Annotated in this window: 24 protein-coding genes; 20 read left to right on the top strand and 4 right to left on the bottom strand. The window is 45.0% G+C overall.

What is annotated here, in order from left to right; all coding sequences use genetic code 11:
- The 12 genes from rlmH to J8N69_RS00480 all read left to right on the top strand — a co-directional run bounded on the left by rlmH (position 1) and on the right by J8N69_RS00480 (position 12,812).
- Positions 1-468 (top strand): 23S rRNA (pseudouridine(1915)-N(3))-methyltransferase RlmH, encoded by a 468-nt coding sequence (gene rlmH, locus J8N69_RS00535; RefSeq protein ID WP_168822079.1) that lies wholly within the window; start codon positions 1-3, stop codon positions 466-468.
- A 10-nt stretch (positions 469-478) separates the two neighbouring features.
- Positions 479-2,362: a penicillin-binding protein 2 gene (gene mrdA / locus J8N69_RS00530; RefSeq protein ID WP_168822080.1), complete on the top strand. Its 1,884-nt coding sequence runs from the start codon at positions 479-481 to the stop codon at positions 2,360-2,362.
- Positions 2,352-3,473, top strand: coding sequence for a rod shape-determining protein RodA (gene rodA / locus J8N69_RS00525; RefSeq protein WP_168822081.1), 1,122 nt, complete (start codon positions 2,352-2,354; stop codon positions 3,471-3,473). The genes mrdA and rodA overlap by 11 nt, the downstream gene beginning before the upstream one ends.
- Positions 3,470-4,528 carry a lytic murein transglycosylase B gene (gene mltB, locus J8N69_RS00520; protein WP_227803926.1) on the top strand — a complete coding sequence of 353 codons (1,059 nt, stop codon included), beginning with the start codon at positions 3,470-3,472 and terminating at the stop codon, positions 4,526-4,528. Before rodA ends, mltB begins: the two co-directional genes overlap by 4 nt.
- On the top strand, positions 4,515-5,459 hold the full coding sequence (locus J8N69_RS00515) for a septal ring lytic transglycosylase RlpA family protein (protein WP_168822083.1): 945 nt from the start codon (positions 4,515-4,517) through the stop codon (positions 5,457-5,459). Before mltB ends, J8N69_RS00515 begins: the two co-directional genes overlap by 14 nt.
- 83 nt (positions 5,460-5,542) lie before the next feature.
- Positions 5,543-6,691: a D-alanyl-D-alanine carboxypeptidase family protein gene (locus J8N69_RS00510; RefSeq protein WP_168822084.1), complete on the top strand. Its 1,149-nt coding sequence runs from the start codon at positions 5,543-5,545 to the stop codon at positions 6,689-6,691.
- A 24-nt stretch (positions 6,692-6,715) separates the two neighbouring features.
- Complete coding sequence (locus J8N69_RS00505) at positions 6,716-7,021, top strand: YbeD family protein (protein ID WP_168822085.1); 306 nt, start codon at positions 6,716-6,718, stop codon at positions 7,019-7,021.
- On the top strand, positions 7,022-7,666 hold the full coding sequence (lipB, locus tag J8N69_RS00500) for a lipoyl(octanoyl) transferase LipB (protein ID WP_168822086.1): 645 nt from the start codon (positions 7,022-7,024) through the stop codon (positions 7,664-7,666).
- A 1-nt stretch (position 7,667) separates the two neighbouring features.
- A complete protein-coding gene (lipA, locus tag J8N69_RS00495; RefSeq protein ID WP_168822087.1) occupies positions 7,668-8,627 on the top strand; it encodes a lipoyl synthase in 960 nt (319 codons plus the stop codon).
- A 145-nt stretch (positions 8,628-8,772) separates the two neighbouring features.
- The gene (gene speA / locus J8N69_RS00490; RefSeq protein WP_168822088.1) at positions 8,773-10,677 is read left to right on the top strand and encodes a biosynthetic arginine decarboxylase; all 1,905 of its coding nucleotides are present in this window, start codon (positions 8,773-8,775) and stop codon (positions 10,675-10,677) included.
- Positions 10,678-10,725: 48 nt separating this feature from the next.
- A complete protein-coding gene (aguB, locus tag J8N69_RS00485) occupies positions 10,726-11,610 on the top strand; it encodes an N-carbamoylputrescine amidase (protein ID WP_168822089.1) in 885 nt (294 codons plus the stop codon).
- A gap of 314 nt (positions 11,611-11,924) precedes the next feature.
- Positions 11,925-12,812, top strand: a complete 888-nt coding sequence (locus J8N69_RS00480) for a GNAT family N-acetyltransferase (RefSeq protein WP_168822090.1) — start codon at positions 11,925-11,927, stop codon at positions 12,810-12,812.
- Positions 12,813-12,827: 15 nt separating this feature from the next.
- On the opposite strand, the gene J8N69_RS00475 is transcribed toward J8N69_RS00480, so the two are convergent.
- Positions 12,828-13,547 carry a hypothetical protein gene (locus J8N69_RS00475; RefSeq protein ID WP_168822091.1) on the bottom strand — a complete coding sequence of 240 codons (720 nt, stop codon included), beginning with the start codon at positions 13,545-13,547 and terminating at the stop codon, positions 12,828-12,830.
- Between the two features lie 184 nt (positions 13,548-13,731).
- Between J8N69_RS00475 and parC the strand changes: the two genes are divergently transcribed.
- The 3 genes from parC to bfr (J8N69_RS00460) all read left to right on the top strand — a co-directional run bounded on the left by parC (position 13,732) and on the right by bfr (J8N69_RS00460) (position 17,092).
- Entirely contained in the window at positions 13,732-16,032 is a 2,301-nt protein-coding gene (parC, locus tag J8N69_RS00470; RefSeq protein WP_168822092.1) for a DNA topoisomerase IV subunit A, read from the top strand.
- A gap of 110 nt (positions 16,033-16,142) precedes the next feature.
- Positions 16,143-16,616, top strand: coding sequence for a bacterioferritin (gene bfr / locus J8N69_RS00465; protein WP_168822093.1), 474 nt, complete (start codon positions 16,143-16,145; stop codon positions 16,614-16,616).
- 11 nt (positions 16,617-16,627) lie between these two features.
- Positions 16,628-17,092: a bacterioferritin gene (bfr, locus tag J8N69_RS00460; RefSeq protein ID WP_168822094.1), complete on the top strand. Its 465-nt coding sequence runs from the start codon at positions 16,628-16,630 to the stop codon at positions 17,090-17,092.
- 27 nt (positions 17,093-17,119) lie between these two features.
- On the opposite strand, the gene J8N69_RS00455 is transcribed toward bfr (J8N69_RS00460), so the two are convergent.
- From J8N69_RS00455 to J8N69_RS00445, 3 genes are all read right to left on the bottom strand, one after another.
- Positions 17,120-17,314: a (2Fe-2S)-binding protein gene (locus J8N69_RS00455; RefSeq protein WP_168822095.1), complete on the bottom strand. Its 195-nt coding sequence runs from the start codon at positions 17,312-17,314 to the stop codon at positions 17,120-17,122.
- Positions 17,315-17,603: 289 nt separating this feature from the next.
- Positions 17,604-18,260, bottom strand: a complete 657-nt coding sequence (locus J8N69_RS00450) for a DsbA family oxidoreductase (protein WP_408631806.1) — start codon at positions 18,258-18,260, stop codon at positions 17,604-17,606.
- 65 nt (positions 18,261-18,325) lie between these two features.
- Positions 18,326-19,000 (bottom strand): DNA-3-methyladenine glycosylase I, encoded by a 675-nt coding sequence (locus tag J8N69_RS00445; protein WP_168822097.1) that lies wholly within the window; start codon positions 18,998-19,000, stop codon positions 18,326-18,328.
- A 146-nt stretch (positions 19,001-19,146) separates the two neighbouring features.
- Between J8N69_RS00445 and J8N69_RS00440 the strand changes: the two genes are divergently transcribed.
- The 5 genes from J8N69_RS00440 to J8N69_RS00420 all read left to right on the top strand — a co-directional run bounded on the left by J8N69_RS00440 (position 19,147) and on the right by J8N69_RS00420 (position 23,464).
- Complete coding sequence (locus J8N69_RS00440; RefSeq protein WP_168822098.1) at positions 19,147-19,872, top strand: pyridoxine 5'-phosphate synthase; 726 nt, start codon at positions 19,147-19,149, stop codon at positions 19,870-19,872.
- 3 nt (positions 19,873-19,875) lie between these two features.
- A complete protein-coding gene (locus J8N69_RS00435; protein WP_168822099.1) occupies positions 19,876-20,478 on the top strand; it encodes a tRNA-uridine aminocarboxypropyltransferase in 603 nt (200 codons plus the stop codon).
- 36 nt (positions 20,479-20,514) lie between these two features.
- A complete protein-coding gene (locus J8N69_RS00430; RefSeq protein ID WP_168822100.1) occupies positions 20,515-20,808 on the top strand; it encodes a DUF1244 domain-containing protein in 294 nt (97 codons plus the stop codon).
- A gap of 78 nt (positions 20,809-20,886) precedes the next feature.
- The gene (locus tag J8N69_RS00425) at positions 20,887-21,504 is read left to right on the top strand and encodes a transglutaminase-like cysteine peptidase (RefSeq protein WP_168822101.1); all 618 of its coding nucleotides are present in this window, start codon (positions 20,887-20,889) and stop codon (positions 21,502-21,504) included.
- 10 nt (positions 21,505-21,514) lie between these two features.
- Positions 21,515-23,464, top strand: a complete 1,950-nt coding sequence (locus J8N69_RS00420; RefSeq protein WP_168822102.1) for an EAL domain-containing protein — start codon at positions 21,515-21,517, stop codon at positions 23,462-23,464.
- Positions 23,465-23,562 lie beyond the last annotated feature (98 nt).

Here is a 23,562-nt window from a genome sequence, read left to right as displayed (position 1 = left end):
ATGCGTGTTCGTTTGATTGCTATTGGTAATAAAATGCCCAAATGGGTGACGGAAGGTTACGATGAGTATGCTAAGCGCTTGCCAAAAGATTTTGCGTTAGAGTTGGTTGAAATTCCTATGTCACCCCGTGGAAAAAATACCGATATATCAAAAGCAATTCGTAAAGAAGGGGATAGCATGCTTGAAGCGATACCTTCTGGAGATAAAGTGATTGCAATGGAAGTGCTTGGTAAAGAGTGGTCTACTGATCAATTGGCAGATCAGACTGAGCAGTGGCGAATGGATGGTCACAATGTGAGTTTGTTGGTCGGTGGGCCTGATGGTCTTGATCCTAGATGTACCGCTCGCGCTGATCAGACTTGGTCTTTATCTCGTTTGACCCTGCCACATCCTATGGTGAGAGTTATTTTGGCGGAGCAAATTTATCGTGCTTGGACGCTGATGAATAACCATCCATATCATAGATAAGGTGACGTAGGTGAGTCGTCGACATCAAAATTTCCGTAACTATCGTCAAGAGCAGCGTTTAACACAACACCGTGTTATTGCCGCCGCCATTTTAGTACTTCTGATGGTGATCGCGCTAATGGCGCGATTATTTTATCTGCAGGTTATTGAGCACGAAATATATCAAACCAAAGCCGATGATAACCGCGTTATGTTGTCGACGCTGCCTCCTCCTAGGGGGTTGATCTATGACCGAAATGGCTTGGTGCTAGCAGACAATCGTCCAATACACAGTTTGACTGTGATACCTGAACGAGTAGAAGACCTTCCTAAGCTGAAGCAAACGCTTTCTAATATCATCCCTATTAGCGACATCGAGTGGCAAGACTTTGAGGATCGACGCAAAGAGTATCGTCGACCTTATCAGTCACTTACGTTGAAATCACAGCTAACCGATAAAGAGTGGGCAAAGATTGCGGTTGATTTATATAAATTAGATGGTGTGCAGGTTGAGGCGCAGTTAACGCGTTATTACCCTTATGGTGAGGCGTTTGCTCATGCGATTGGTTATGTTGGCCGAATTACGTCCGCGGACTTAGAGCGAGTTGATAGATTGGCTTACCAAGGCGCGCTGTTTATCGGTAAAACTGGGGTAGAAGGTTTTTACGAAAATACCCTGTTTGGTGAGGCTGGACTGAGTAAGGCTGAGGTCAATGCTCGCGGCCGTATCATGTCCGAATTAGAGCGGCAAAACCCCACCCCAGGTAAAGATTTACACTTGTATTTAGATGCAAGGCTACAGCAATATGCCTACGATCTTTTGGGGGATTATACTGGCTCTGTCGTCGCTATCGATCCAACGACAGGCGGTATTTTAGCACTGGTGTCTAAGCCGGGGTTTGACCCAAATTTATTCGTGCGGGGGATTTCCTATGACAGCTATTCTGAGCTCCGTGAGTCCAAAAAATTACCTCTGTTTAACCGTGCTTTGCGTGGAGGTTATCCTCCAGCGTCGACTATTAAGCCTTTCATGGCCTTAGCCGGATTAGAGTACGGGTTTTCTTCATGGACAGAGCGTTACTTTGCGAAAGGTTACTATCAAATTAATCCAGACGGACGCCGTTACCGTGATTGGAAGCGTACAGGGCATGGTTGGATTGATTTAGAACGGTCTATTATTGAGTCCGTTGATACGTATTATTATCAATTGGCCCATAAAATGGGCATCACGCCGATGCATAACTTTTTATCACGTTTTGGTTTTGGTCAGTCCACGTTGTTGGATTTACATGGCGAGAGTCATGGCATATTACCGTCCAGCGAGTGGAAAAAAGCCAAGTATAAAGAGCCTTGGTATTCTGGTGACTCGGTGAATGTCGGCATCGGTCAGGGGTTTATGGTGGCTACACCTATTCAGATAGCCTCAGCGACCTCTGCGTTGGCGAGTCGGGGGCGTTATTTTCATCCAAGAATGACTAACACAGTAGGAGACGTCCCGGCGAAGTTTGAGAGTGGGCCTGGTGACAGGGATGACATAATCCTCAAAGACCAACGCAATTGGGAAAAAATAGTCGAAGCTATGCGTAAGGTTATTACTGACCCCCTAGGCACGGGAAGGCGCTTACGAGGAGGTGACTATAGCATTGCTGGTAAGACAGGGACGGCTCAGGTTTTCAGTTTACAAGAAGATCAAGAATACGATGCCGAGAGTCTTGTTAAGCGTTTACATGATCATGCGCTGTTTATTGGTTTTGCCCCAACGGAAGCGCCAAAAATTTCGATGTTTGCTATTTTTGAACATGGCGGCAGTAGTTCAAAACCGGCCGATCTAACAAAAAAGCTATTTGATGCCTACTTATATGATGACTATCCCGCTCGCTATGATTATTTAAAAGGTAATAAAAATGAAGGATAGCCTTTATCACAGAGCGGTATCGTTTGCTAACGCACGATTGTGGCAGTTGGTGCACGTTGATATTTTGTTACTTGGTTCGTTGTTGCTGTTGATTTCGGGTGGGCTTTTTGTGTTGTACTCCGCGTCAGGGCAGGATGTGGCTATGGTTGAGCGGCAGATCTTTCGTTTGGCGGTTGGGATGATGGTTTGCTTGGCCTTAGCGCAGCTGCCGCCCAAGTATATGCGTCGAGCGTCGCCGACATTATTTATATTGGTCACTTTTTTATTGGTGGGTGTGTTGCTGTTCGGCGTGGGGGCAAAAGGGGCGCAGCGTTGGTTGCCCTTGCCAGGAGGGTTGCGCTTTCAACCATCGGAGATCATGAAAATTGTGATGCCGATGATGATTGCTTGGTATTTTTCGGACAGGCAGTTGCCACCCACTTTTAAGCAAATATTAGCCGTTCTGGCTCTCATTGTTTTGCCTGTTTTATTGGTGGCGAAACAACCTGATTTGGGCACCTCTATACTGGTTGCTGTCGCGGGTATTTTTGTCCTTTTTCTGGCTGGGCTTGGTTGGCGTTATATTCTTGGTGCGGCGGCCTTAGCCCCTGTTGCGGGCTACGTATTATGGCAGTTTATGCGAGAGTACCAACGGCAACGAGTGCTGACTTTTTTGAACCCAGAGAGTGATCCGCTTGGAACAGGTTGGAACATTATACAATCTAAAACGGCGATCGGTTCTGGTGGTCTGTATGGAAAAGGGTGGTTAGAAGGCTCGCAGGCCCAGTTAGACTTTTTACCAGAAAGTCATACGGATTTTATTATCGCTGTGCTGGCCGAAGAGTTTGGCATGCTGGGCTGTGCGGTGTTAATTTTGGCTTATTTGTTGGTAATTGCGCGTGGTTTATACATCGCGGCGAACGCGGAAGATAATTATGCTCGATTGTTGGCGGGAAGTTTAACGCTGACTTTCTTTATCTATATGTTTGTAAATATTGGCATGGTCTCAGGTATTCTGCCTGTTGTTGGGGTACCCTTACCGCTCGTTAGTTATGGTGGTACTTCTATTATAACTATCATGGCGACATTTGGGATATTGATGTCAATACAAACACACAAAAGAGCAAGATGATGATTAAGCAAGCTGCATGGGTATTTTTAACGCTTGGTCTAACGGCGTGTAGCGGTATGGATCATTCGACACTGCCTTCAGATTCGGGGGTGAGTGAGACACTTTTAGAGGATAAGCCAGCAGAGTGGTCGGACTCCTATGCTGGTAATCCAGAGGTGCAGGGTTTTATTGACCGCCTCGTAAAAGAGCATAACTACGATAGAAAACGTTTAGAGTTGGCTTTTTCTCACATCAAGGTGCGTCCAAAAGTAATTGAAAAATCCGATAATCAGCCAGAAGTTTTGATTCCTTATTATGAGTACAAAACTCGCTTTGTGAATGAAGAAAGGGCGAAGTTGGGGCGACAATTTGCCAAACGTAATGCGGATTGGCTGCAAAAAGCTGAGCAAGAGTTCGGCGTCGAGCCGCGCATTATCGTCGCGCTGATTGGTGTCGAGACTTACTATGGGCGCATTACGGGCTCCAGAGATGTCTTTACGTCTTTAACCACGTTGGCATTTGATTACCCAAGACGAAAAGCCTACTTTCAAAGTGAGCTTGAAGCCTATTTATTGCTTGCTCGTCAAGAAGAATGGAACATAGGGGCCACAAAAGGGTCCTACAGTGGTGCGATGGGGATGGTGCAGTTTATGCCCAGTAACTATCAAAAATTGGCGGTAGATTACGACGAAAATGGTCACGTTGATCTATGGGGTTCTGATGCCGATGCTATCGGCAGTGTGGCAAACTATCTCAAGCATCATGGCTGGCAAAAAGGTCAGCCTTGGTTTGTGATGGCGTACGTTGCCGACGCTGAGAAAGTAAAGGATGAGATTAATCGTGGTAGAGAGCCGAGTAAAGACATGGTGGCTTGGTCGGCACTGGGTGTGCTACCCGCTCAGTCTTTTATTGCTCAGAAAACCGGCTTAATTGCTCTGCGAACAGGGCCAGAAGAAGTGTCTTATTGGCTTGGTTATGAAAACTTTTTTACCATTATGGATTATAACCCTAGTAGACGATATGCCATGTCGGTATTGGAACTCGCTGAGAGTATAGGAAACGATGAACGTTATTAAGTTGCTGTTTGTCGCTGGCATTAGCTTGCTGGTGCTGAATGGCTGTATGAGTACGCGCCATGTGCTGGGCAAAGACCCTATAGACTATGATAAAGCATCGGGTGGTGGGCGTTATTCTATTCTGCAGGATCATGCGCCAAGCGGAGACATAAAAGTCGATCATTTGGCAGATTTAGTACCTAAGTGGGAAGCCAAAAGTCGTGGGGGAAATAAAAGCCCTTATGAGGTTTGGGGAAAAAAGTATTGGGTGATGGATTCGGCTCAAGGTTACGTGGCGAAAGGTACGGCGTCTTGGTATGGCAATAAATTTCATGGGCATAAGACCTCAAATGGGGAAATATATGACATGTATGACTTTTCTGCTGCCCATAAATCCCTCCCATTACCAACTTATGTCAAGGTCACCAATCTCGATAATCAGCGTTCCGTTATTGTTAGAGTGAATGATCGAGGTCCGTTTCACGGTGACCGTTTGATTGACCTTTCTTATGCAGCAGCGGCTCGTCTGGACTATCATAAAAAAGGTCTGGCCCGGGTCCGAATTGAGGCGATTACACCCGCACAAGGCGAGGTTTACCCGTCATCAAAAGAAGTCGTTAAGGTTCCTGCGCAAGCGTCAGAAAGCGCACCTGTTAAGGCTTTGCCTAGTATATCGACATCGTCGACGGGGTCACAAACGGCACCATCTGAGCTGATTTTTTCTCATCTTCAATTGGGGGCTTTCAGCGCAGAAGCGTCGGCAGATCGATTAAAGCAGCGCCTTTTTGAGGTGTTTGATACGCGTGTCAACGTCTCGATAAATAAGCAGGGCGACGGTTTGTATAAAGTTTTGGTAGGGCCTTTTGATGGTTCTGATTCACTGTCTGAATGGCAACAAAAACTACAGCAGGAAGGGTTCGGTAACCCTGTTCGGGTGGCGTTGTTGCCTTAGTGACGTTTTGTTTGGGCTAGAGATTAGTAGAATGCTCTAGTATTATTCACCCATATTTTGTTAATAAGACGATATTTATACATATGAAAAAACTTCTGGTTATCTTATCTCTCGTTGCTAGCCTAGTTAGCGGCTCTGTATTGGCTTCTCCCTCTCTTATCCCCGCGCCGCCACAGTTATCGGCCAGTAGCTATATTCTGATGGATGCTTATACGGGCGATATTTTAGTGGAACACAATGCAGATGAGGCGCTTCCGCCAGCCAGTCTGACTAAGTTGATGACGGCTTATATCATTGAATACGAACTAGCGCGCGGCAATATTTCTTTTGAAGACAGTGTTCGTGTCAGTGAAAAAGCTTGGCGCATGCAAGGGTCTCGCATGTTTATTCGTGAGGGGACTCAAGTTTCTATAGAAGATTTGCTGCGCGGTATTATTATTCAGTCGGGTAATGATGCGAGTGTGGCGGCTGCGGAATACATTGCAGGCAGTGAATCCGCTTTTGCTGATTTGATGAATCAGCATGCTCAATTGCTGGGTATGACAAATTCTAATTTTGTGAATGCGTCTGGCTTTCCTGTTGAAGGGCATTACTCTAGCGCTCATGACCTTGCCAAGTTGTCTCGAGCGACTATTTTGCAATTTCCCGAAAACTACGCCATGTATGCAGAGAAAGAATTTACCTACAACAATATTCGTCAACCTAACCGCAATAAATTGTTGTGGCGAGACAAAACCATTGATGGGTTAAAAACAGGCCATACTGATGCAGCAGGTTACTGTTTAGCGGCCTCTGCAGTCCGTAATGGCACGCGACTTATTACGGTCGTGATGGGAACCAAATCAGATGAAGCTCGTGCCACTGAGGCGCAAAAGCTACTGGATTATGGTTTTAGATATTATGAGACTCGTAAGCTATATAGCCGTGGTCAAGTGGTCAACAATGCGCGTGTTTGGGGTGGAAGCCAGTCTAGTGTGAAAGTCGGTTTTGCTGAGGACGTTCTTGTGACTATGCCGCGTCAGCAAGGCGAGTCTATTCCCGCTTCACTTGATATGCAGGAAGAGATTATTGCCCCCGTCGCTGTTGGTGATGTATTGGGTAAAATTGTTGTTGGTACAGCAGGTAATATTTTATTAGAGCGCTCTGTTGTCGCGTTAGAAGCGGTAGAAGAGGGTGGTTTCTTTAAGCGTATGTTTGATAAAATCAAGCTTTTCTTTAAGAACTTATTTTAAGCCTCATTGGCAAGTGGTAAATAAATGGCGTTAATTACGAAAGAGGGTGATCAGGCTGAAAAAGTGCTTGATGCCCCTAAAATAGAGTTTCCTTGTGAGAACTACGTTATCAAGGTGGTTTCACTTGATGTTGAAGGTATTCATACGGAGATAACCGAACGTTTACTTGTCCATGCTCCTGAGATGGATACCGCGGCCGAAAATATTAACCGTTCCAGTAAGGGGCGTTTTATAAGCTTTAGTTTTCGTATTGTGGCTCATAGTGAAGATCAATTATCAGCCCTACATCGTGACTTGATGTCCCTTGATGCTGTTAAGATGGTCCTGTAAATGGAACTGAATTTAATTTGCCGTGATTTGGGCGTGGTTGACTATGCCGAAACATGGGAGCAAATGAAGAGCTTTACTCAAACTCGCTCAAAAGACGATGCGGATGAAATCTGGTTGTTAGAGCATCCGCCCTTGTTTACCCAAGGACAGGCGGGTAAAGAAGAACATCTTTTGGCACCGGGTGATATTCCCGTTGTTCAGGTCGACCGTGGCGGTCAAGTCACGTATCATGGTCCTGGGCAATTGGTAGCGTACGTACTCATCGACCTTAAACGCCTCAAAATAGGGGTTCGTGATTTGGTGAGTGCGTTAGAGAACGCGATAGTCTCTACTTTAACCATGCACGCTATTGAAGCCTATGCGAAACCGGATGCGCCGGGTGTGTATGTGAATGAGAATAAAATTGCCTCGCTGGGATTGCGTGTTCGAAGAGGATGTTCATTTCATGGGCTTGCCTTGAATGTTGATATGGATCTCACCCCATTTAATCGTATCAACCCATGTGGCTATCAAGGCTTACAAATGGTTGATATGGCTCGTCTTAATAAAGACGTAATGTTATCGAATGTGAAGGTTCAGCTGGCGAATCAGCTGGCTGAGCAACTCGGATATAGTTATCCGGCTATCCAACAAGGGTGGAAGTAAAATGACAGCAGAACGCAAACGCGTTGTCCAAGGGGAAAAACTACGCGGTGCCGATAAAATGGCGCGTATTCCCGTTAAAATTGTTCCGACAGAAGAAATTCCTCGTAAGCCTGATTGGCTGCGTGTTCGTATGCCAGCCTCACCAGAAATTGCTCGTATCAAAGCAACTTTGCGAGAGCATAAATTAGCATCTGTGTGCGAAGAGGCAAACTGTCCTAATCTAGGTGAGTGTTTCAGTAATGGAACGGCCACTTTTATGATTATGGGTGAGATTTGTACGCGCCGTTGTCCTTTTTGTGACGTTGCCCATGGTCGCCCGAATCCGCTTAGTTTAGACGAACCTAAAGAGTTAGCGGCCGCGATCCGTGACATGAAGCTTAAATATGTGGTAATTACCTCTGTTGATCGTGATGATCTTCGTGATGGTGGTGCGCAGCATTTTATTGATTGTATTCGCGAGACGCGTGCAGAAAGCCCAAATATTGAGATTGAAACCCTAGTACCTGATTTTCGCGGTCGTATGGAGGTCGCAATTGATACGCTTTCTATAGAGCCACCCGATGTATTCAATCATAACTTGGAGTCTATTCCGCGTTTATACCGTCAGGTTAGACCTGGGTCGGATTATCAATGGTCATTGGATCTGTTGAAGAACTTTAAAGATCGCTGTCCTGATGTACCAACCAAGTCTGGTTTGATGGTGGGTATGGGTGAGACGTTTGAAGAGATCGTTGAAGTACTAAAAGACTTACGAGCTCATAATGTGGATATGTTGACGATTGGCCAATATTTGCAGCCGTCGAAACATCATTTTCCGATGGCGCGTTTTGTTCCGCCTGAAGAGTTTGCACGTTATGAACAAGTCGCAAAAGAGCTAGGTTTTAAACACGCTGCGTGTGGGCCTTTGGTTCGTTCATCTTATCACGCAGATAAGCAAGCACACGGTGAACACGTTTCTTAAGTTACGTGTTTGGTCGAAAAAGCGGCGTTAAGATTTTTCTTAGCACCGCTTTTTTTGTTTTAATGGAGCCTGAAGAAAATTCAGGTTCTCGTTACACGTTTTATGATTGTAATATTTTACCGTCGTTGAGCATTTTGGAGATGATATGAAGCCTTGGTCTATCAAAGAGTCAATGGAACTTTACAATGTTAGTCATTGGAGCAGCGGTTTTTTTTCTATCAATGAGAAAGGGCGTGTTGTCGCCTTGCCGGATAGAGAAAATACGATAGATTTGACTGAATTGTCCGCCGCGTTGAAAGCACAAGGTATTCCTTACCCTTGTCTGGTCCGTTTTCCTAATATTCTTCATTCGCGTATCGAAAAGATTACGCATTCCTTTCAGCAGGCAATAGAGCACTATGAATACCAAGCAAAGTATTCGATTGTTTATCCTATTAAGGTGAATCAGCAGCGACGTGTGGTAGAAGAGATTGCTGCCTGTCAGCCTGATAATGCCTCGACTGTTGGCTTAGAGGCGGGCAGTAAACCTGAACTGATGGCGGTGCTGGCGATGCACAAAAATGCCGATGGCATTATTGTCTGCAATGGTTATAAAGACCGAGAGTTTATCCACCTTGCTTTGATGGCCGAAAAAATGGGCCATCAGGTTTTCATCGTGGTGGAAAAAATGCACGAGCTGGATTGGATTCTAGAAGAAGCCGGTAAAATTGGCGTCCAACCGCGTATTGGTATTCGTATTCGCCTCGCGTCCACCTGTACCACTCATTGGGGGAACAGTGGCGGTGAAAAATCGAAGTTTGGTTTGACCACATCGCAACTATTACGTGCTATTGATCGATTGCGTGAATTGGATTTGCTGCACTGCCTTGAGTTGATCCATTTTCATTTGGGTTCGCAAATTACTCGTATTCGAGACATTCAGAATAGTTTAAAGGAATGTGCTCGTTACTATGCTGAGCTGCACCAAATGGGCGTCAAAGTAAAATGGGTAGATGTGGGCGGTGGTCTGGGCGTCGATTACGAAGGCACACGTTGCCAAAATGATTTTTCGGCTAACTACAGTATTGGTGAATATGCCAATAACGTTGTATTTGCATTTCATAATGTGTGTGAGCAGTACGATTTGCCTCACCCTAATTTGATTTCTGAGTCTGGCCGTGCGGTGACCGCCCATCATGCGATGATGATCGCGGATGTATTTTCGCATGGTGCTGAGCATTTACCGATTGAAGAGCCTGGTGAAAACAGTGAGCTTGAGTTGCAACGTTTGTGGGCCTCCTACCAAAGTCTGAAGCAGCATAATGACGATGAAAGTCGTTCGCTGGTGGAAATTTATCATGACTTGTTGGATGACTTTAATGACAGTTTGACGCTGTATAGCCATGGTCAACTTAACTTGTCACAAAGGGCACAAGCGGAAAACTTATTTTTATCCGCCTGTCGTAACTTGTTGCCACGACTAGACAATCGCAATCGTGGTCACCGTGCGGTGATTGACGAGCTAAACGAAAGGTTAGCAGAGAAGTTGTTTGTGAACTTGTCGGTGTTTCAATCTATGCCGGATGCGTGGGGTATTAATCAACTTTTCCCAGTATTACCGTTACAGGGCTTGGATCAAGCGCCGTCTTTTCGTGGGAAAATCCAAGATGTGACGTGTGATTCAGACGGTTGTTTATACAGCTATGTTGATGGTCAAGGCATTGAGTCTTCTTTGCCGCTGCCGCCACCGCCACCAAAGGGTGAAGATTATTTGATGGGCTTCTTTTTAGTGGGGGCGTATCAAGAAACCTTAGGGGATTTGCATAATTTATTTGGTGATACGTGTTCAGTGGATGTCTATTTAACCGAAGATGGTTTTAGAATTGACCATGTTTTGAAAGGCGACAGTGTGCAAGATGTGCTGAAATACGTCAGTTATAATGAACATGAGTTAATGAAGCGTTATCAAGACAAAGTAGCCGCCAGCCCATTGAGTCAAGATGAGCAAGCCGCGCTTATGCTGACGTATAAAAAAGTACTGGAAGGTACGACTTATTTAACTCAGGTATAAAAAACGTTGATGTTTTTGATGGTGCATACTTTTTGGAGGTAGTGATATATGAGTAACGTAAAAGTGGCCTGCGTTCAAATGTCGGTCGGTACGGACTTTCAAGCGAATTTAGAGAACGCCGTCGCACAAGTAAGAAAGGCCGCGGCGCATCAGGCAAATATCATTCTGTTGCAAGAGTTGTTTATGGGGCCGTATTTTTGCATTGATCAAAAGCCTGCGTATTTTGATTGGGCTCAGCCTGTCGATGACTGTTTAGCGATTCAAACCATGAGCCAGCTTGCCAAAGAGTTAGGTGTGGTGTTGCCAATCAGTTTTTTCGAGCGTGATGGTAACGTTTTTTATAATTCTCTGGTGATGATTGATGCGGACGGTACGGTAATGGACCTGTACCGTAAAACGCATATTCCTGATGGGCCAGGTTATCAAGAAAAATACTATTTTACGCCGGGTAATACCGGGCTAAAAGTTTGGGATACGGCGTTTGGGCGCATTGGGTGTGGAATTTGTTGGGATCAGTGGTTCCCTGAATTGGCTCGTGAGCTTGCTTTAAAAGGCGCAGAATTGATTTTTTATCCGACCGCAATTGGGTCCGAGCCACCTTACCCAGAATGGGATTCAAAAGATCATTGGCAAAGAACCATGCAGGGACATGCCGCGGCGAACATGGTGCCTGTTATTGCGGCAAATCGAGTGGGCCGAGAAGAGGGTGAAAACAGTTTTATCCAGTTTTACGGTTCTTCATTTATGACGGATGAAATGGGCGCGATGAAATGCGTTGCCGATCGCGATGAGAGTACGATTTTGTATTCTGAGTATGATTTAGACGCGATTCGTAAGGCTCGTCGTTCATTTGGGTTGTTCCGTGACCGTCGTCCAGATCAGTATCAAGTCATTACTTCAGGAGCGGGTAGCTCTTGGGAAAGCAAACGTTAAAACGCAAAAAAGTGCCCGCGGATGCGGGCACAAAGCTTTCCTTATCCCTATTGATTGAAGGGGGGAACATCAATAAGGAAGATCTATTCGCACTGGGCTTTTTGCAGCCTATAAAAATGAAAATAGTGCGGTTTTGTCTTTAGCGGCCAATTTAGCCTCATCGTATTGATGACGCTTTATTCTGCGAAATTGCCCGCTACTATAGATCTGTCCCAAACGTAGACATTAACTATAGCTCGGTTTTCAATAACTGCGGATCTTGTCCGCTATCTTTATTAATATTCAAGCCATGCCTGTTTTAACTTTGAGAGCCTATGACTGTATTTAGTTCCCCTAAGAAATTGCCTTATTTCGCCATTATTTTGTCAAGCAAATTGCGCTTTAATGATTTGAGCTATCGTATTATGGTCGACAAAATGTTGGATTTAGCGAAGGCTCAACCAGGCTATCTTGGTGCGGAATATGGCTCTGGTGAAATGGACGTGTTAGTAAGTTACTGGCAAGACCAAGAGACGGCGAGCGCTTGGCTAAACCATCAAGTGCATCGTAGGGTGCTATCCATTAGTGAGCAGTGTTGGTATGAAGAGTATTCATTAAAGCTGCTTGAAGTCATAACGGATCTGTCGTTTAAACATGCCAATGTCGAGCTGTTTGCATCGCGTTTTCCCCGAATTGTCACCAAAAGAGGGGTGTTAACAGTACTGGATGAAGCTCAAGCGCCGCTCTTATTCGATTATCTTAATCAAGAAAAAGCCTTTCTTACCCCTTGGGAGCCACAGCGGAGTGAGGGTTATTATTCACTCGAAACCTGTCAATTGCGCATTCGAGAAATACGTCGAGACTTTGTCGAGGGCAAGGGGGTGGTGCTGTGTTTTTTGTCGCCGAATGAAGACAGAATGCTGGCGTACAGTAACTACTCAAATATTATTCGAGGTGTCTTCCAAGCGTGTAATCTCGGCTACAGTTTACGAGAGAGCGAGCAGGGCAAAGGCATGATGCACGAAGCACTGAGTGCTGGTGTCGAGTATCTTCATAAAGAGTGGCAGATTGATCGAATTCAGGCCACTTATATGCCAAGAAACATCAAAAGTGCGGCGGTACTAGAGAAACTGGGTTTTGATAAAGAAGGGTTAGCAAAAAGTTATTTAAAAATTAATGGCGTATGGGAAGACCATATATTAACGGCGTTGGTGCTCCGATAATTGGCCATCGTCGAGTCATTTTTTGATTGGATTTTTAAGCAATAACACCCGCCCTTTGATGGGATGTGGCGTTGTCACGGTCAGTAGTGTGATGCTTTTTGAGTTTGGGTTTAAAATGGCTCTTGGTGTCTTTTTGAAAATGATCTCTCCCTGTTTTGAACATTCTTGGTTCACACCGTTATGGTCAGAAAGTAAAACACGGCCATTGAGTGGTAGTAAATATTGTGTGACGTCTTGTTGATAGCAAAGTGCTTCAGTGTAGTGAGGTGGGTAGGTTTGAATGGCCACTGAGCCAGACTGACCTTGCCAAAGAGGCCAGCTTCGGACTCGATTCTTCCCTTCTATTCGCTCGACTGTTCCTGTGGATACTCGATTAAAGGGCAAGGCGTTTTCGGGTTGCTTTGTGACGCTTAGGTGCAGTAGACACAGTTCAACCATCGCAGAGAGTAATGTCATCGTGTTGATGCTGGTTGCGGTCAACCAAATCCCTTGTTGTGCTTTTAATAGCGTTTCTTTGGTTTCTTTAGCGGCGTCTTGCTGCAGATACAGTTCGCCTTTAATAACAAAAAGGAAGGTGTCGGCGTAATGTTGATAAAATCGCGTCGGCGTGTCTGATTGATAGAGGTGTTCATGGGCAATAAAAAGGTCATCTTGTTGATGGATGATAATGCGCTGACTGATGCTCCCAATGCTGTGGCTGATAGGATAGAGTGTTTGTTGATCAAATAAGCCCATTGTCTTGTCTCTTTTCAGTGGTTCAATCTATTGAAGCACGAGAATATCGACCTTTCCATGATAATCTTGGTGTCAGTGTTGCAGTGTGTTGGGATGTTTCTTTATAGTTGTGCCCAGAATAGTTTATGAAATCTGTATGTGACGATAATGTGCGCATACAATCGATTGTAGAAGGAATGTTTCCTTGAGTGAGTTATCAAATTTCGAGTCGAATGAAACCCTTTCATTAAAAGACTACACAGAAAAAGCGTACTTAAATTATTCCATGTACGTTATTTTAGACCGTGCATTGCCACACATTGGCGATGGCTTAAAACCGGTCCAACGGCGAATTATTTATGCCATGAGTGAGTTGGGGCTTAAGTCCACCGCCAAATATAAAAAGTCTGCTCGTACGGTGGGTGATGTGCTTGGTAAGTTTCATCCGCATGGTGACAGTGCTTGTTATGAAGCCATGGTGTTGATGGCTCAGCCTTTTTCATACCGTTATCCCTTGGTTGATGGTCAAGGCAACTGGGGGGCACCAGATGACCCTAAATCGTTCGCCGCAATGCGCTACACCGAATCCCGCCTGTCAAAATACGCAGATGTGTTGCTCAGAGAAGTTAGCCAAGGCACGGTGGATTGGACGCCTAACTTTGACGGTACACTGGAAGAGCCTTCTGTCTTGCCAGCGCGTTTGCCGAATTTATTGTTGAACGGTACCACAGGTATTGCGGTGGGGATGGCAACGGATATTCCCCCTCATAATTTACGTGAAATTGGTGGCGCTTGTATTCATCTGTTGAATAACCCAAACGCTGAATTAGACGATTTACTGAATTTTGTCCAAGGCCCCGACTTCCCAACCGGGGGCGAAATCATTACGCCACGAAGCGACATCGTTAAGCTTTATGAAACCGGTAAAGGGCAGATTAAAGCCAGAGCGCGTTTTACCCTTGAAGAGGGCGAAATTGTTGTTAACGAACTGCCTCACCAAGTCTCTGGTAGTAAAATTCTTGAGCAAATTGCCGCGCAAATGCAAGCTAAAAAGCTGCCAATGGTTGTCGACTTACGGGACGAATCGGATCATGAAAACCCGACTCGACTGGTGATTGTACCCAAGTCAAACCGAATCGATATTGACGCTGTGATGACGCATCTTTTTGCGACCACCGACTTAGAAAAATCCTATCGCGTGAATATGAATGTGATTGGTCTAGATGGTCTGCCCCAAGTTAAGCCGTTGAAGAATTTTTTATCTGAATGGTTGCGTTTCCGCATTGATGTGGTGCGTCGACGTTTGCAATTCCGTCTCGATAAAGTCATGAATCGTCTGCATATATTAGAAGGTTTGTTAATTGCTTACCTTAATATTGATGAAGTCATTGATATTATTCGCACGGAAGAAAAACCTAAAGTTGAATTAATGGCGCGTTTTGGGTTAAGCGATACGCAAGCAGAATCTATTCTAGAATTGAAATTGCGCCACCTTGCCAAGCTTGAAGAAATACGTATCAAGGGGGAGCAAGACGAGCTGGAAAAAGAACGTAAGCAATTAGAAGGCTTGTTGTCGTCTGATCGGAAATTAAAAAAATTGATTAGCGATGAGATTCAAGAAGCGGTTGATGCTTTTGGTGATGACCGCCGCACGCCGATTGTGGCGCGTAAAGAATCACAAGCGTTCAGTGAAGAAGACTTGTTATCGAATGACCCAGTGACGGTCGTCATTTCTAAGCAAGGCTGGATTCGCTCGGCGAAAGGTCATGATATTGACGTGCAAGGTTTAAGCTACAAATCGGGTGATGAGTTTTTAGTGAGCACCAAAGGGCGCTCTAATCAAACTTTGGTATTGCTGGCATCAAATGGTCGAACCTACTCCATTAAAGCACACACTTTGCCATCGGCTCGTGGTCAAGGTGAGCCTATCACTGGTCGTATCTCGCTTGAAAAAGGCGTGACCATTATATCCGCTGTGTTGGACGATGAAGAAGCGCATTACCTGATTGCCAGTGATGCAGGTTATGGCTTTGTGGCGCAGTTAAAAGAGCTACACGCGAAAAACAAAGCGGGCAAAGCCACACTGACTTTGCCCAAAGGTGCACAGGTTATGGCGCCAGTGCTCGTTCAAAACCCAGCACAAGGCCGTGTGGTGGCGGTGTCTAATGAAGGGCGCATGTTGGCATTTGATGTGGCCTCTTTGCCGCAAATGGCAAAAGGTAAAGGCAATAAAATGATTAGTATTCCAAGCGCTCGTGCCGCTGATAGAGAAGAATTGGTTGTCGCCTTGGCTTGTGTGCAGCCTAATGATTTGTTGACCGCTCATGCCGGAAAACGTTTCATATCCTTTACTGAAAAAGATCTTGAAGAATACCTTGGCGAACGAGGCCGTAGAGGCTTAAAACTGCCAAGAGGCTTGCAGCGAATTGACAGCCTGGATGTTATAGTGGGTGAGGGGAAATTGGCTAAAGTCGGCGACACCGCTAACCCAGAATTGTTTGAATAATGGATAAATCAGCCCAACGGTCATAAACTTATTAGCGGGTTGGGTAAACACGCTTGTGGTTAAATTTTTTTGATCACACCGTGAGCGGTTTTCAATAAGAGGAAGCGATTATGAAAGGCAGCAAAAAGGTAATAGACAGCTTGAATTCGTTATTAGCGAATGAGTTGGCAGCAATTGATCAGTACTTTATTCATTCACGCATGTATGAAGACTGGGGGCTTAATAAGCTGTATGAACGTCTTAATCATGAAATGGAAGAGGAAACTCAGCATTCAGATTGGCTAATTAAGCGTATTTTGTTTTTAGAAGGCGTGCCATGTATGACGAAGCGCCGTGATTTGCTGATTGGCTCAGATGTGCAGTCAATGATGAGCAACGACTTAACACTTGAGCTAGAAGTGGTGGGTTGTGTGCGAGAGGCCATTGCCGTGTGTGAAGCGGAAGGTGATTATCAGACTCGTGAGACGCTTGAGAAGCTTTTGTTTGATACAGAAGAGGACCATGTTTATTGGCTAGAAAAACAACTTGGTCTAATGGAAAAAATTGGCATGCAAAACTACTATCAATCGCAAATGGGTAACTAAGGAGAGGCGTTATGAAAGGGGATCGTGATGTGGTTGCCAGTTTAAACAAGGTGCTGGCAAATGAACTGGTAGGGATTAACCAGTATTTTTTACATGCTCGCATGTTTAAAGACTTTGGTTTTAGTGCGTTAGATAAAGCAGACTATAAAACCTCTATTCAAAAAATGAAAAATGCCGATCGTTTGATTGAGCGCGTTTTATTTTTAGAAGGTCTGCCCAATCTGCAAGACCTTGGGCGCCTGCGCATCGGAGAAAACAGCGAAGAGATGATTTCGGCTAACTTAGAGTTTGAATTGGATACCTTGCCTGCACTAAAAGCGGCGATTGATTTGTGCGAGCAAAAGAAAGACTTTATGAGTCGTGATACGTTGGAAAAAATACTAGAAGAGCAAGAAGAGCAGATTGATTGGCTTGAAACTCAGCAACACTTGATTGCCAGTTCTGGTGTTGAAAACTACCTCCAGTCACAAATGTAATAACGACATGACGGATTAGCTTCCGTGTTATGCCACCTGAACTTGAGTTTCTGCTATTTTAAGAAGCTCATTGTTCAGCAATTTTTTAGCGCACTGACAGCACTTCCCACATTGACTGCCAATGCTGTGTTCTTTATAGAGATCACGCATGGTTGTCATGCCTTCTTGGATAGAGGCTTTAATGTCTTTGTCTGATACTCGGTTACAAATACATACGTACATAAATGAAAATCACTCTTACCTATATTCTAGTAATGCGATTCTATTTTTAATGTTAATGATTATCAATAGATAAAAATTAATCTGTTTGTCTGGTTTGATAGCTTTTCTTAGATTTCTGTCGGTGTGATCAATAAGATCAAATGGTCGGTTGGGGCTTTTTGGCTTTAACTTCTCGTCCCTTGGGGTTCGTATAGCTAACCCCACAAGGGGCGTGAGCGACGTATGAACAACGTTTAGCAACACACTCATACCTCGCCCCTTGGGGGCGGGGGAGTTCACTCTTATCGTTTTATAGCTCCTTTTCAGCAATGTCATTGAGCACTTTTAGAAAGGACTCTGGATCATGAGCGCCTTGAATCATATATTTGTCATTAATGACATACGTCGGTACAGACTGAATGTTTAAACCCCGTAAATGCTCTAGCTTTTTCTCAGTAAGCGTTTTGGCTTTTGAGCTAAGTGCGTAGTCAATATCCACTTTTTGCATGCCGATACTCGTCGCGACTTCTTCTAGCGTAGCCTGTAATCCTATGTCTTTTCCGTCAGTGAAATAGGCGTGGAATAAGGCCAAAACAAAAGGCGTGGCTAGGCCTGACTGGGTGGCGGCGAGTACAAACTGGTGAGCAAGTTTCGTATTCGGGATTCGGTCTTTTTCCGAAAAATTGAATTGAATATTGGCTTCAATGCCCACCTGTTGAATGGCGTGAGTGGCCTCGTTAAGCTTTTCAGGACTGCCGAATCGCTCGCCTAGGTAGGTTTCTCGGTCTGCGCCTGTTAGCGGCATATCAGGGTGCAATTCGAAGGGTTGCCAACGAATGTCGATTCGGTAGTCGTCGCCCAGTTGTTCAATGGCTTGTTTAAGGCGCGAGTAGCCTAAATAGCACCAAGGGCAAACGAGGTCTGAAATAATGTCGATGCGCAGATCGGCCATGTGTTCTCCTAAAATGTCAGAAATGGGTAAAATATCAAAAACGGATAAAATAGCACCCTGTAGTGTTCAATTTACAGGGCTTAATTCACGCTTAGCGCAATGCATTGGCTAATCGCGGTATAAGAGCGACCACTCTCTTGGTGCCAATGATTAAACGCCGTTTGTGCCGCCTTCCAGGCAGACTGGGTGTCTCTTCCCGTGGTAATGATCTCATGTTGGCGCAAATAGCCTTCCACATCTCGGGTTAGCATAAAGGTGTCTTTGCCCATGGCTCTTAATGTATAAGGCCCCGTGTTGCCGCCGAGACGAGCGCCATGTTTTTTTAAATAGGCCCACAGTCCAATAATGTCGTCAGTTGGCCAGTGGGCAACAAAGTTTGAAAAAGAGCCATGGCTGGCCTGACATTCGCTAATCATTAAGGCGTTTTCTCGAATCGTCATCACTTTGCCAAAGTGGCGAATAATACGCCCGTCTTTGGCTTTTTCCTCCCACATTTCATCGTGGATCAGTAACATCTTTTCGATATCAAAACCGAAGAAAACGCTTTCAAAACCGGGCCATTTATTACGCACCACTTGCCAGTTTATGCCAGATTGAAAAACCTTCTGAGAAAAGGCCGCCAGCCATCTATCATCACTGTGTTGACTTAGTTGCGATTGACTTAACGGCTGGGAAAGCATGGCCTCAAGGTGTTGGTTGCCACCGTGTCGAAGGGCGGCTCTATCGTAAATGGATTGAAAGAGTTCGTATTTCATCTTGGACTCCTATTTTGTAGCGTGCAGTTTATCATAAGCCTTACGGCATATAATGGCTTGGTCGGCTAACTTGTTTGGTATTTTAGTGATAGACGCTATCTGTTTGTCTTATAATGCCAATAAATGACCCTGTCGAGAGAAGTTGAATGACACACTTAAGCGTTAATCTGAACAAAATTGGCCTACTTCGAAATTCTCGTGGAAGAGATTACCCAAATTTGATTGATATGGCAGAGCGCACGCTCGAGCTTGGTGCGTTTGGTATTACCATTCACCCAAGACCCGATCAACGCCATGCGACCTATCAAGACGCCTACGATTTGAAGGCGCTTTTAAAACGTTTTCCCGGTGCTGAGTTGAATATTGAGGGCTTTCCTGATGCGCAGTTCTTGGCGGTTGTCTTGGAAGCAGAACCCGATCAATGTACCTTGGTGCCAGACGATCCAAATCAACTTACCTCTGACCACGGTTGGAATATTGCCCGGGATCAAGATGCGTTACGCCCAGTGATTGCTAAGCTGAAAGAAAAAGGCATTCGGGTGGTGTTGTTTATGGATCCAGAAGCCGAGAACATGGCCTTGGCCAAAGAAGTGGGCGCAGATCGTGTTGAACTTTATACTGAGGCGTATGCCAATGCTTATGGCAAAGAGGGCTTTGAAGCGGTTCTAGAAGCGTATCAGCGAGCGGCACAAGCGGCATTGGATGTGGGTTTAGAAGTGAATGCGGGCCATGATTTGGATTTAAACAATGTTCAGGCCTTGTGTGAACAAGGTCGGATCATGGAGGTATCGATTGGTCACGCCTTGACGGTTGAAGCTCTAGACATGGGTTGGAATAACGTGGTGAAAGCGTATCTTGCTAAATTGGGCTAAGGTATGGAAATCGAAAAAAGAACACGCTGTGAGCAGTGCCATTTTTTAACCGCGCAGTGTGTTTGTCAGTGGATACCGACCCTTTCAACGCGATTAAAGGTGTTGATTTTGCAAGACCCAAAAGAGGCGAAGCACGCTAAAAACACCGTCACTTTGTTGCGCTTGGGGTTGCCGTCAGTGGACTGTATTTCAACGGCAGATCAAGCCGTATTGGCAAATGTGTTGATGCAAAAAGATCCGGCAAAATGGTGTTTGGTTTTTCCGACGGACGACGCGGTGAGGGTTGAATCGATGGCAGCCGATTGTATTGCCAAGATCGAGGGTCTTATTTTGCTTGATGCAACATGGCGTAAGGCGAAGAAGTTGTACTTTACCGAGCCCTTGCTGCAGCGTTTTGGTGCTGTTTGTTTTTCACAGCCTCCCATAGGGCAATATCAAATCCGTAAATCACCCAGTGATTTGTCCCTATCGACCTTAGAGGCGTGCGCCTATGCGGTTGAGCGGATAGCGGGTGATAACATGCAACCGCTAAGAGCGTTTATGAGTACTGCGCAAGCGTGGCAGTGGCGCCAGCAGCCTTTGAATCACCGGCACCTTGATCAATAAAAGGTGCCATACAAAACATAAAATTTGGATCTTATTATGGATAAGCAAACCGAAATAGAAGCCGCTGTATTGCGTCGTCTTTTAAAGCATTTAGATGACAATAAGTCAGTGCAAAACATTGATCTTATGAATCTAGCGGGATTTTGTCGTAACTGTTTGAGTAAATGGTATATGGCCGAAGCGGAGCAGCAGGGTGTTACGGTCAATTACGATGAGGCGCGCGAGGTCGTTTATGGCGAACCTTATGACACTTGGAAAGCCAAGTACCAGCCTGAAGCGACAGCTGAACAGCTGGCTGCCTTTAATGCAACGTCTAAATCGGACACGTAATTTTCAGTGAAAAAACGCGTTGCTTCGTATTTTTACTTTTTTAGAGGGCGCAAACGCCTAGTTTGCGTGCTTCTTATTATGCTGTGTATTCCACATTGGTGGCTATACGCTGATGTGTCAGATAAATACCGTACCTTGGCCAAGCAAGCAGGAAGCACTTACGGCTCTGACGCCGAAAAACGTATTTTAGCTTGGCGGCAATTAATCGAAGAATCAAAAGCATTACCCATTGTCGAACAGTTGGCACAAGTGAATAATTTTTTTAATCAAATGGATTTTGTTGATGATGTTGATCTATGGGGAAAAGAAGATTACTGGGCGACACCGATTGAGTTTTTGGGGATGCGGGCGGGCGACTGCGAAGACTTTACCATTGCCAAATATTTCACGCTTAGAGAGCTGGGTGTGCCAGACGAAAAATTACGACTTGTCTATGTTAAGGCGTTAAGTTTGGATCAACATCATATGGTATTGGCGTATTATCATAAACCAACGTCTGTCCCGGTTTTGCTTGATAATCTAGATAAAGAGTTAAAACCCGCCTCAAAGCGTAACGATCTTCTGCCTATTTATTCCTTTAATGCAGAAAATTTATGGCTTACGAAAGAGAAAGGGCGTGGTGTGTTAGTGGGTGGCTCATCACGATTGAGCCTGTGGACAGATTTAAACAATCGACTAAACACGATTACAAATTAGGAGTATTGGGATGACACTGTTCCGCCAATTAATGATGACGATTGTCGCCATATTCTCGATGATGTTGGTTGTCGTCATGGCGATCAATTTTAATACCACCAAGGGGTATTTGATTGGTCAGCTTGAGTCGACGACGCAAGACTCGGCGACGTCCCTAAGCATGTCAGTGTCTGATTTTATGGCATTAGAAGACTATGCGTCGGTACAGAGCAGTATTAATGCGGTATTTGACAGTGGTTATTTTTCGCAAGTTCGTATTCACATCTATGAGAGCGATCAAAGCATTGTGCGCTCAAATGAAACCAGAATTGATGGCGTCCCCGCTTGGTTTATTCAACTCATCGACTTTAAAGTGCCGGTGGCGAAGGCGGTCATTTCAAATGGCTGGAGTGAGTTGGGTCAGGTGTATATTACTGGCAGCGCGGGTTATGGCTATTACCAGCTTTGGCTGGCTTCGCGGGATTTGTTAGTGTCGTTTTTCTTGATTGGTGCCATTACTTTGGTGTTAGGAAGTGTGGCTTTACGTTACTTGTTCCGCCCGTTGGCTGAGCTAGAGAAACAAGCCGAAGCAATTCAGCAGCGGCGTTTTATTAAAATGATTGACGTGCCTAAAACACGAGAGCTTAAATCGGTTGTTTTGTCGATGAATCGCATGGCGAAAAAATTGGAAAAAGAGTTTGCTTCTGAGGTAGAAACCGCCAAATGGCTGCAAGCAAAAGCGTTTAAAGACCCGGTGAGCGGGTTGGGTAATCGACATTTTTTTGAAAGCCAAATGAAATCGCATTTTACGGAGATGGAGCGCGGTACGGATGGTCTGGTGCTGATTAGCCTAATGGATTTGGCCAAGTTAAATAATGAACGCGGCTACGAATCAGCGGATATGTTTATCCAATCGGCTGCCGATATTTTAGCCAAAAAAGTAGCGGCGATTTCTTCTTCTGCCACCTTAGCACGCTTATCTGGCGCGGACTTTGTCGTGTTGATTCCGACTGTTGATTTCAATCAACTTGAGCAAGTAGTAAAGGCGATGATGCTTGACTTGATGGAACTCAATACCGCCAGTATTAGTTATTCTGTCGGCGTTGCCAACATGGGAGCGGTGACTATTGATGCGTCGGTTGAACGTTCCAGTGCAATGTCCCAAGCCGATGCGGCTCTGCGCGAGGCGAAGCGAGAAGGAGCGAATACGTATCGCGTTTTTGATTTGAAAACCGCTCAAGATATGGCGATTAGTCGAACCGCTTGGAAGGATATTTTAGAGCAGGCCATACAAACTCGATCTTTTTACCTTAAAAAGCAGCCTGTGGCGACATTGGGAGACGCTTCCAGCGTGCTGCATGAAGAAGTTTTTATGGGCTTGGTGCATGAGGGAAAAGCGTACCACGCGGGCTATTTTATTGGCTTAGCGGAGCAATTTGATTTAGGCAGTGAAATTGATCAGGTGATTATTGAACACGTGATTGATTTTATAAAAACTCGACATTTGGTGGTGCCGTTAACGGTGAATTTGTCGGCCTCTTCGTACGCTAAAGCCAGTTTTATTGCCTGGTTAAATACAAGGCTAAGCCACCTTGGTGGCGATGTGAAAAGTAAGCTAATGTTTGAAATTTCAGAGCAGAGCGTGCTGATTGAGGAGCAACAAGCAAATGCGTTAGCGCAGATGTTAAAAGCGCAAGGGGTGCCATTTGGTATCGATAATGTGGGGAAGCAGTTTTCCGCGTTTCAATATTTGCAAACCTTGATGCCAGATTACGTCAAAGTGGCTTCCTCTTATACACGGATGGCCGCAGGCAAGGAGTCTGAATCCTTTTTTATGCACACACTGTGTAAAATGTTTAACAGTCTTAATATCGAAGTTATTGCGACGGGTGTAGAGAATGAAAGGCAATTAGTGGCTTTGCAGCGTTTTGATATTATAGGGGCGCAAGGATTTTTGGTTGGACGTGCGCAAGATATGTAATGTTATGTTGCTGTGCCTTTGCAAGCCTGTTTTTTGTCGGCATAAATCCCGACCTTGTATCGACAAGTGACGGGGTTAAACAGGTGTGCCGACATAAA

The sequence above is a fragment of the Marinomonas profundi genome (assembly GCF_020694005.1).
GTDB classification, from domain to species: domain Bacteria; phylum Pseudomonadota; class Gammaproteobacteria; order Pseudomonadales; family Marinomonadaceae; genus Marinomonas; species Marinomonas profundi.
Note: the sequence above shows the minus strand (reverse complement) of the source record. Positions and strands in the feature narration are given on the sequence as shown.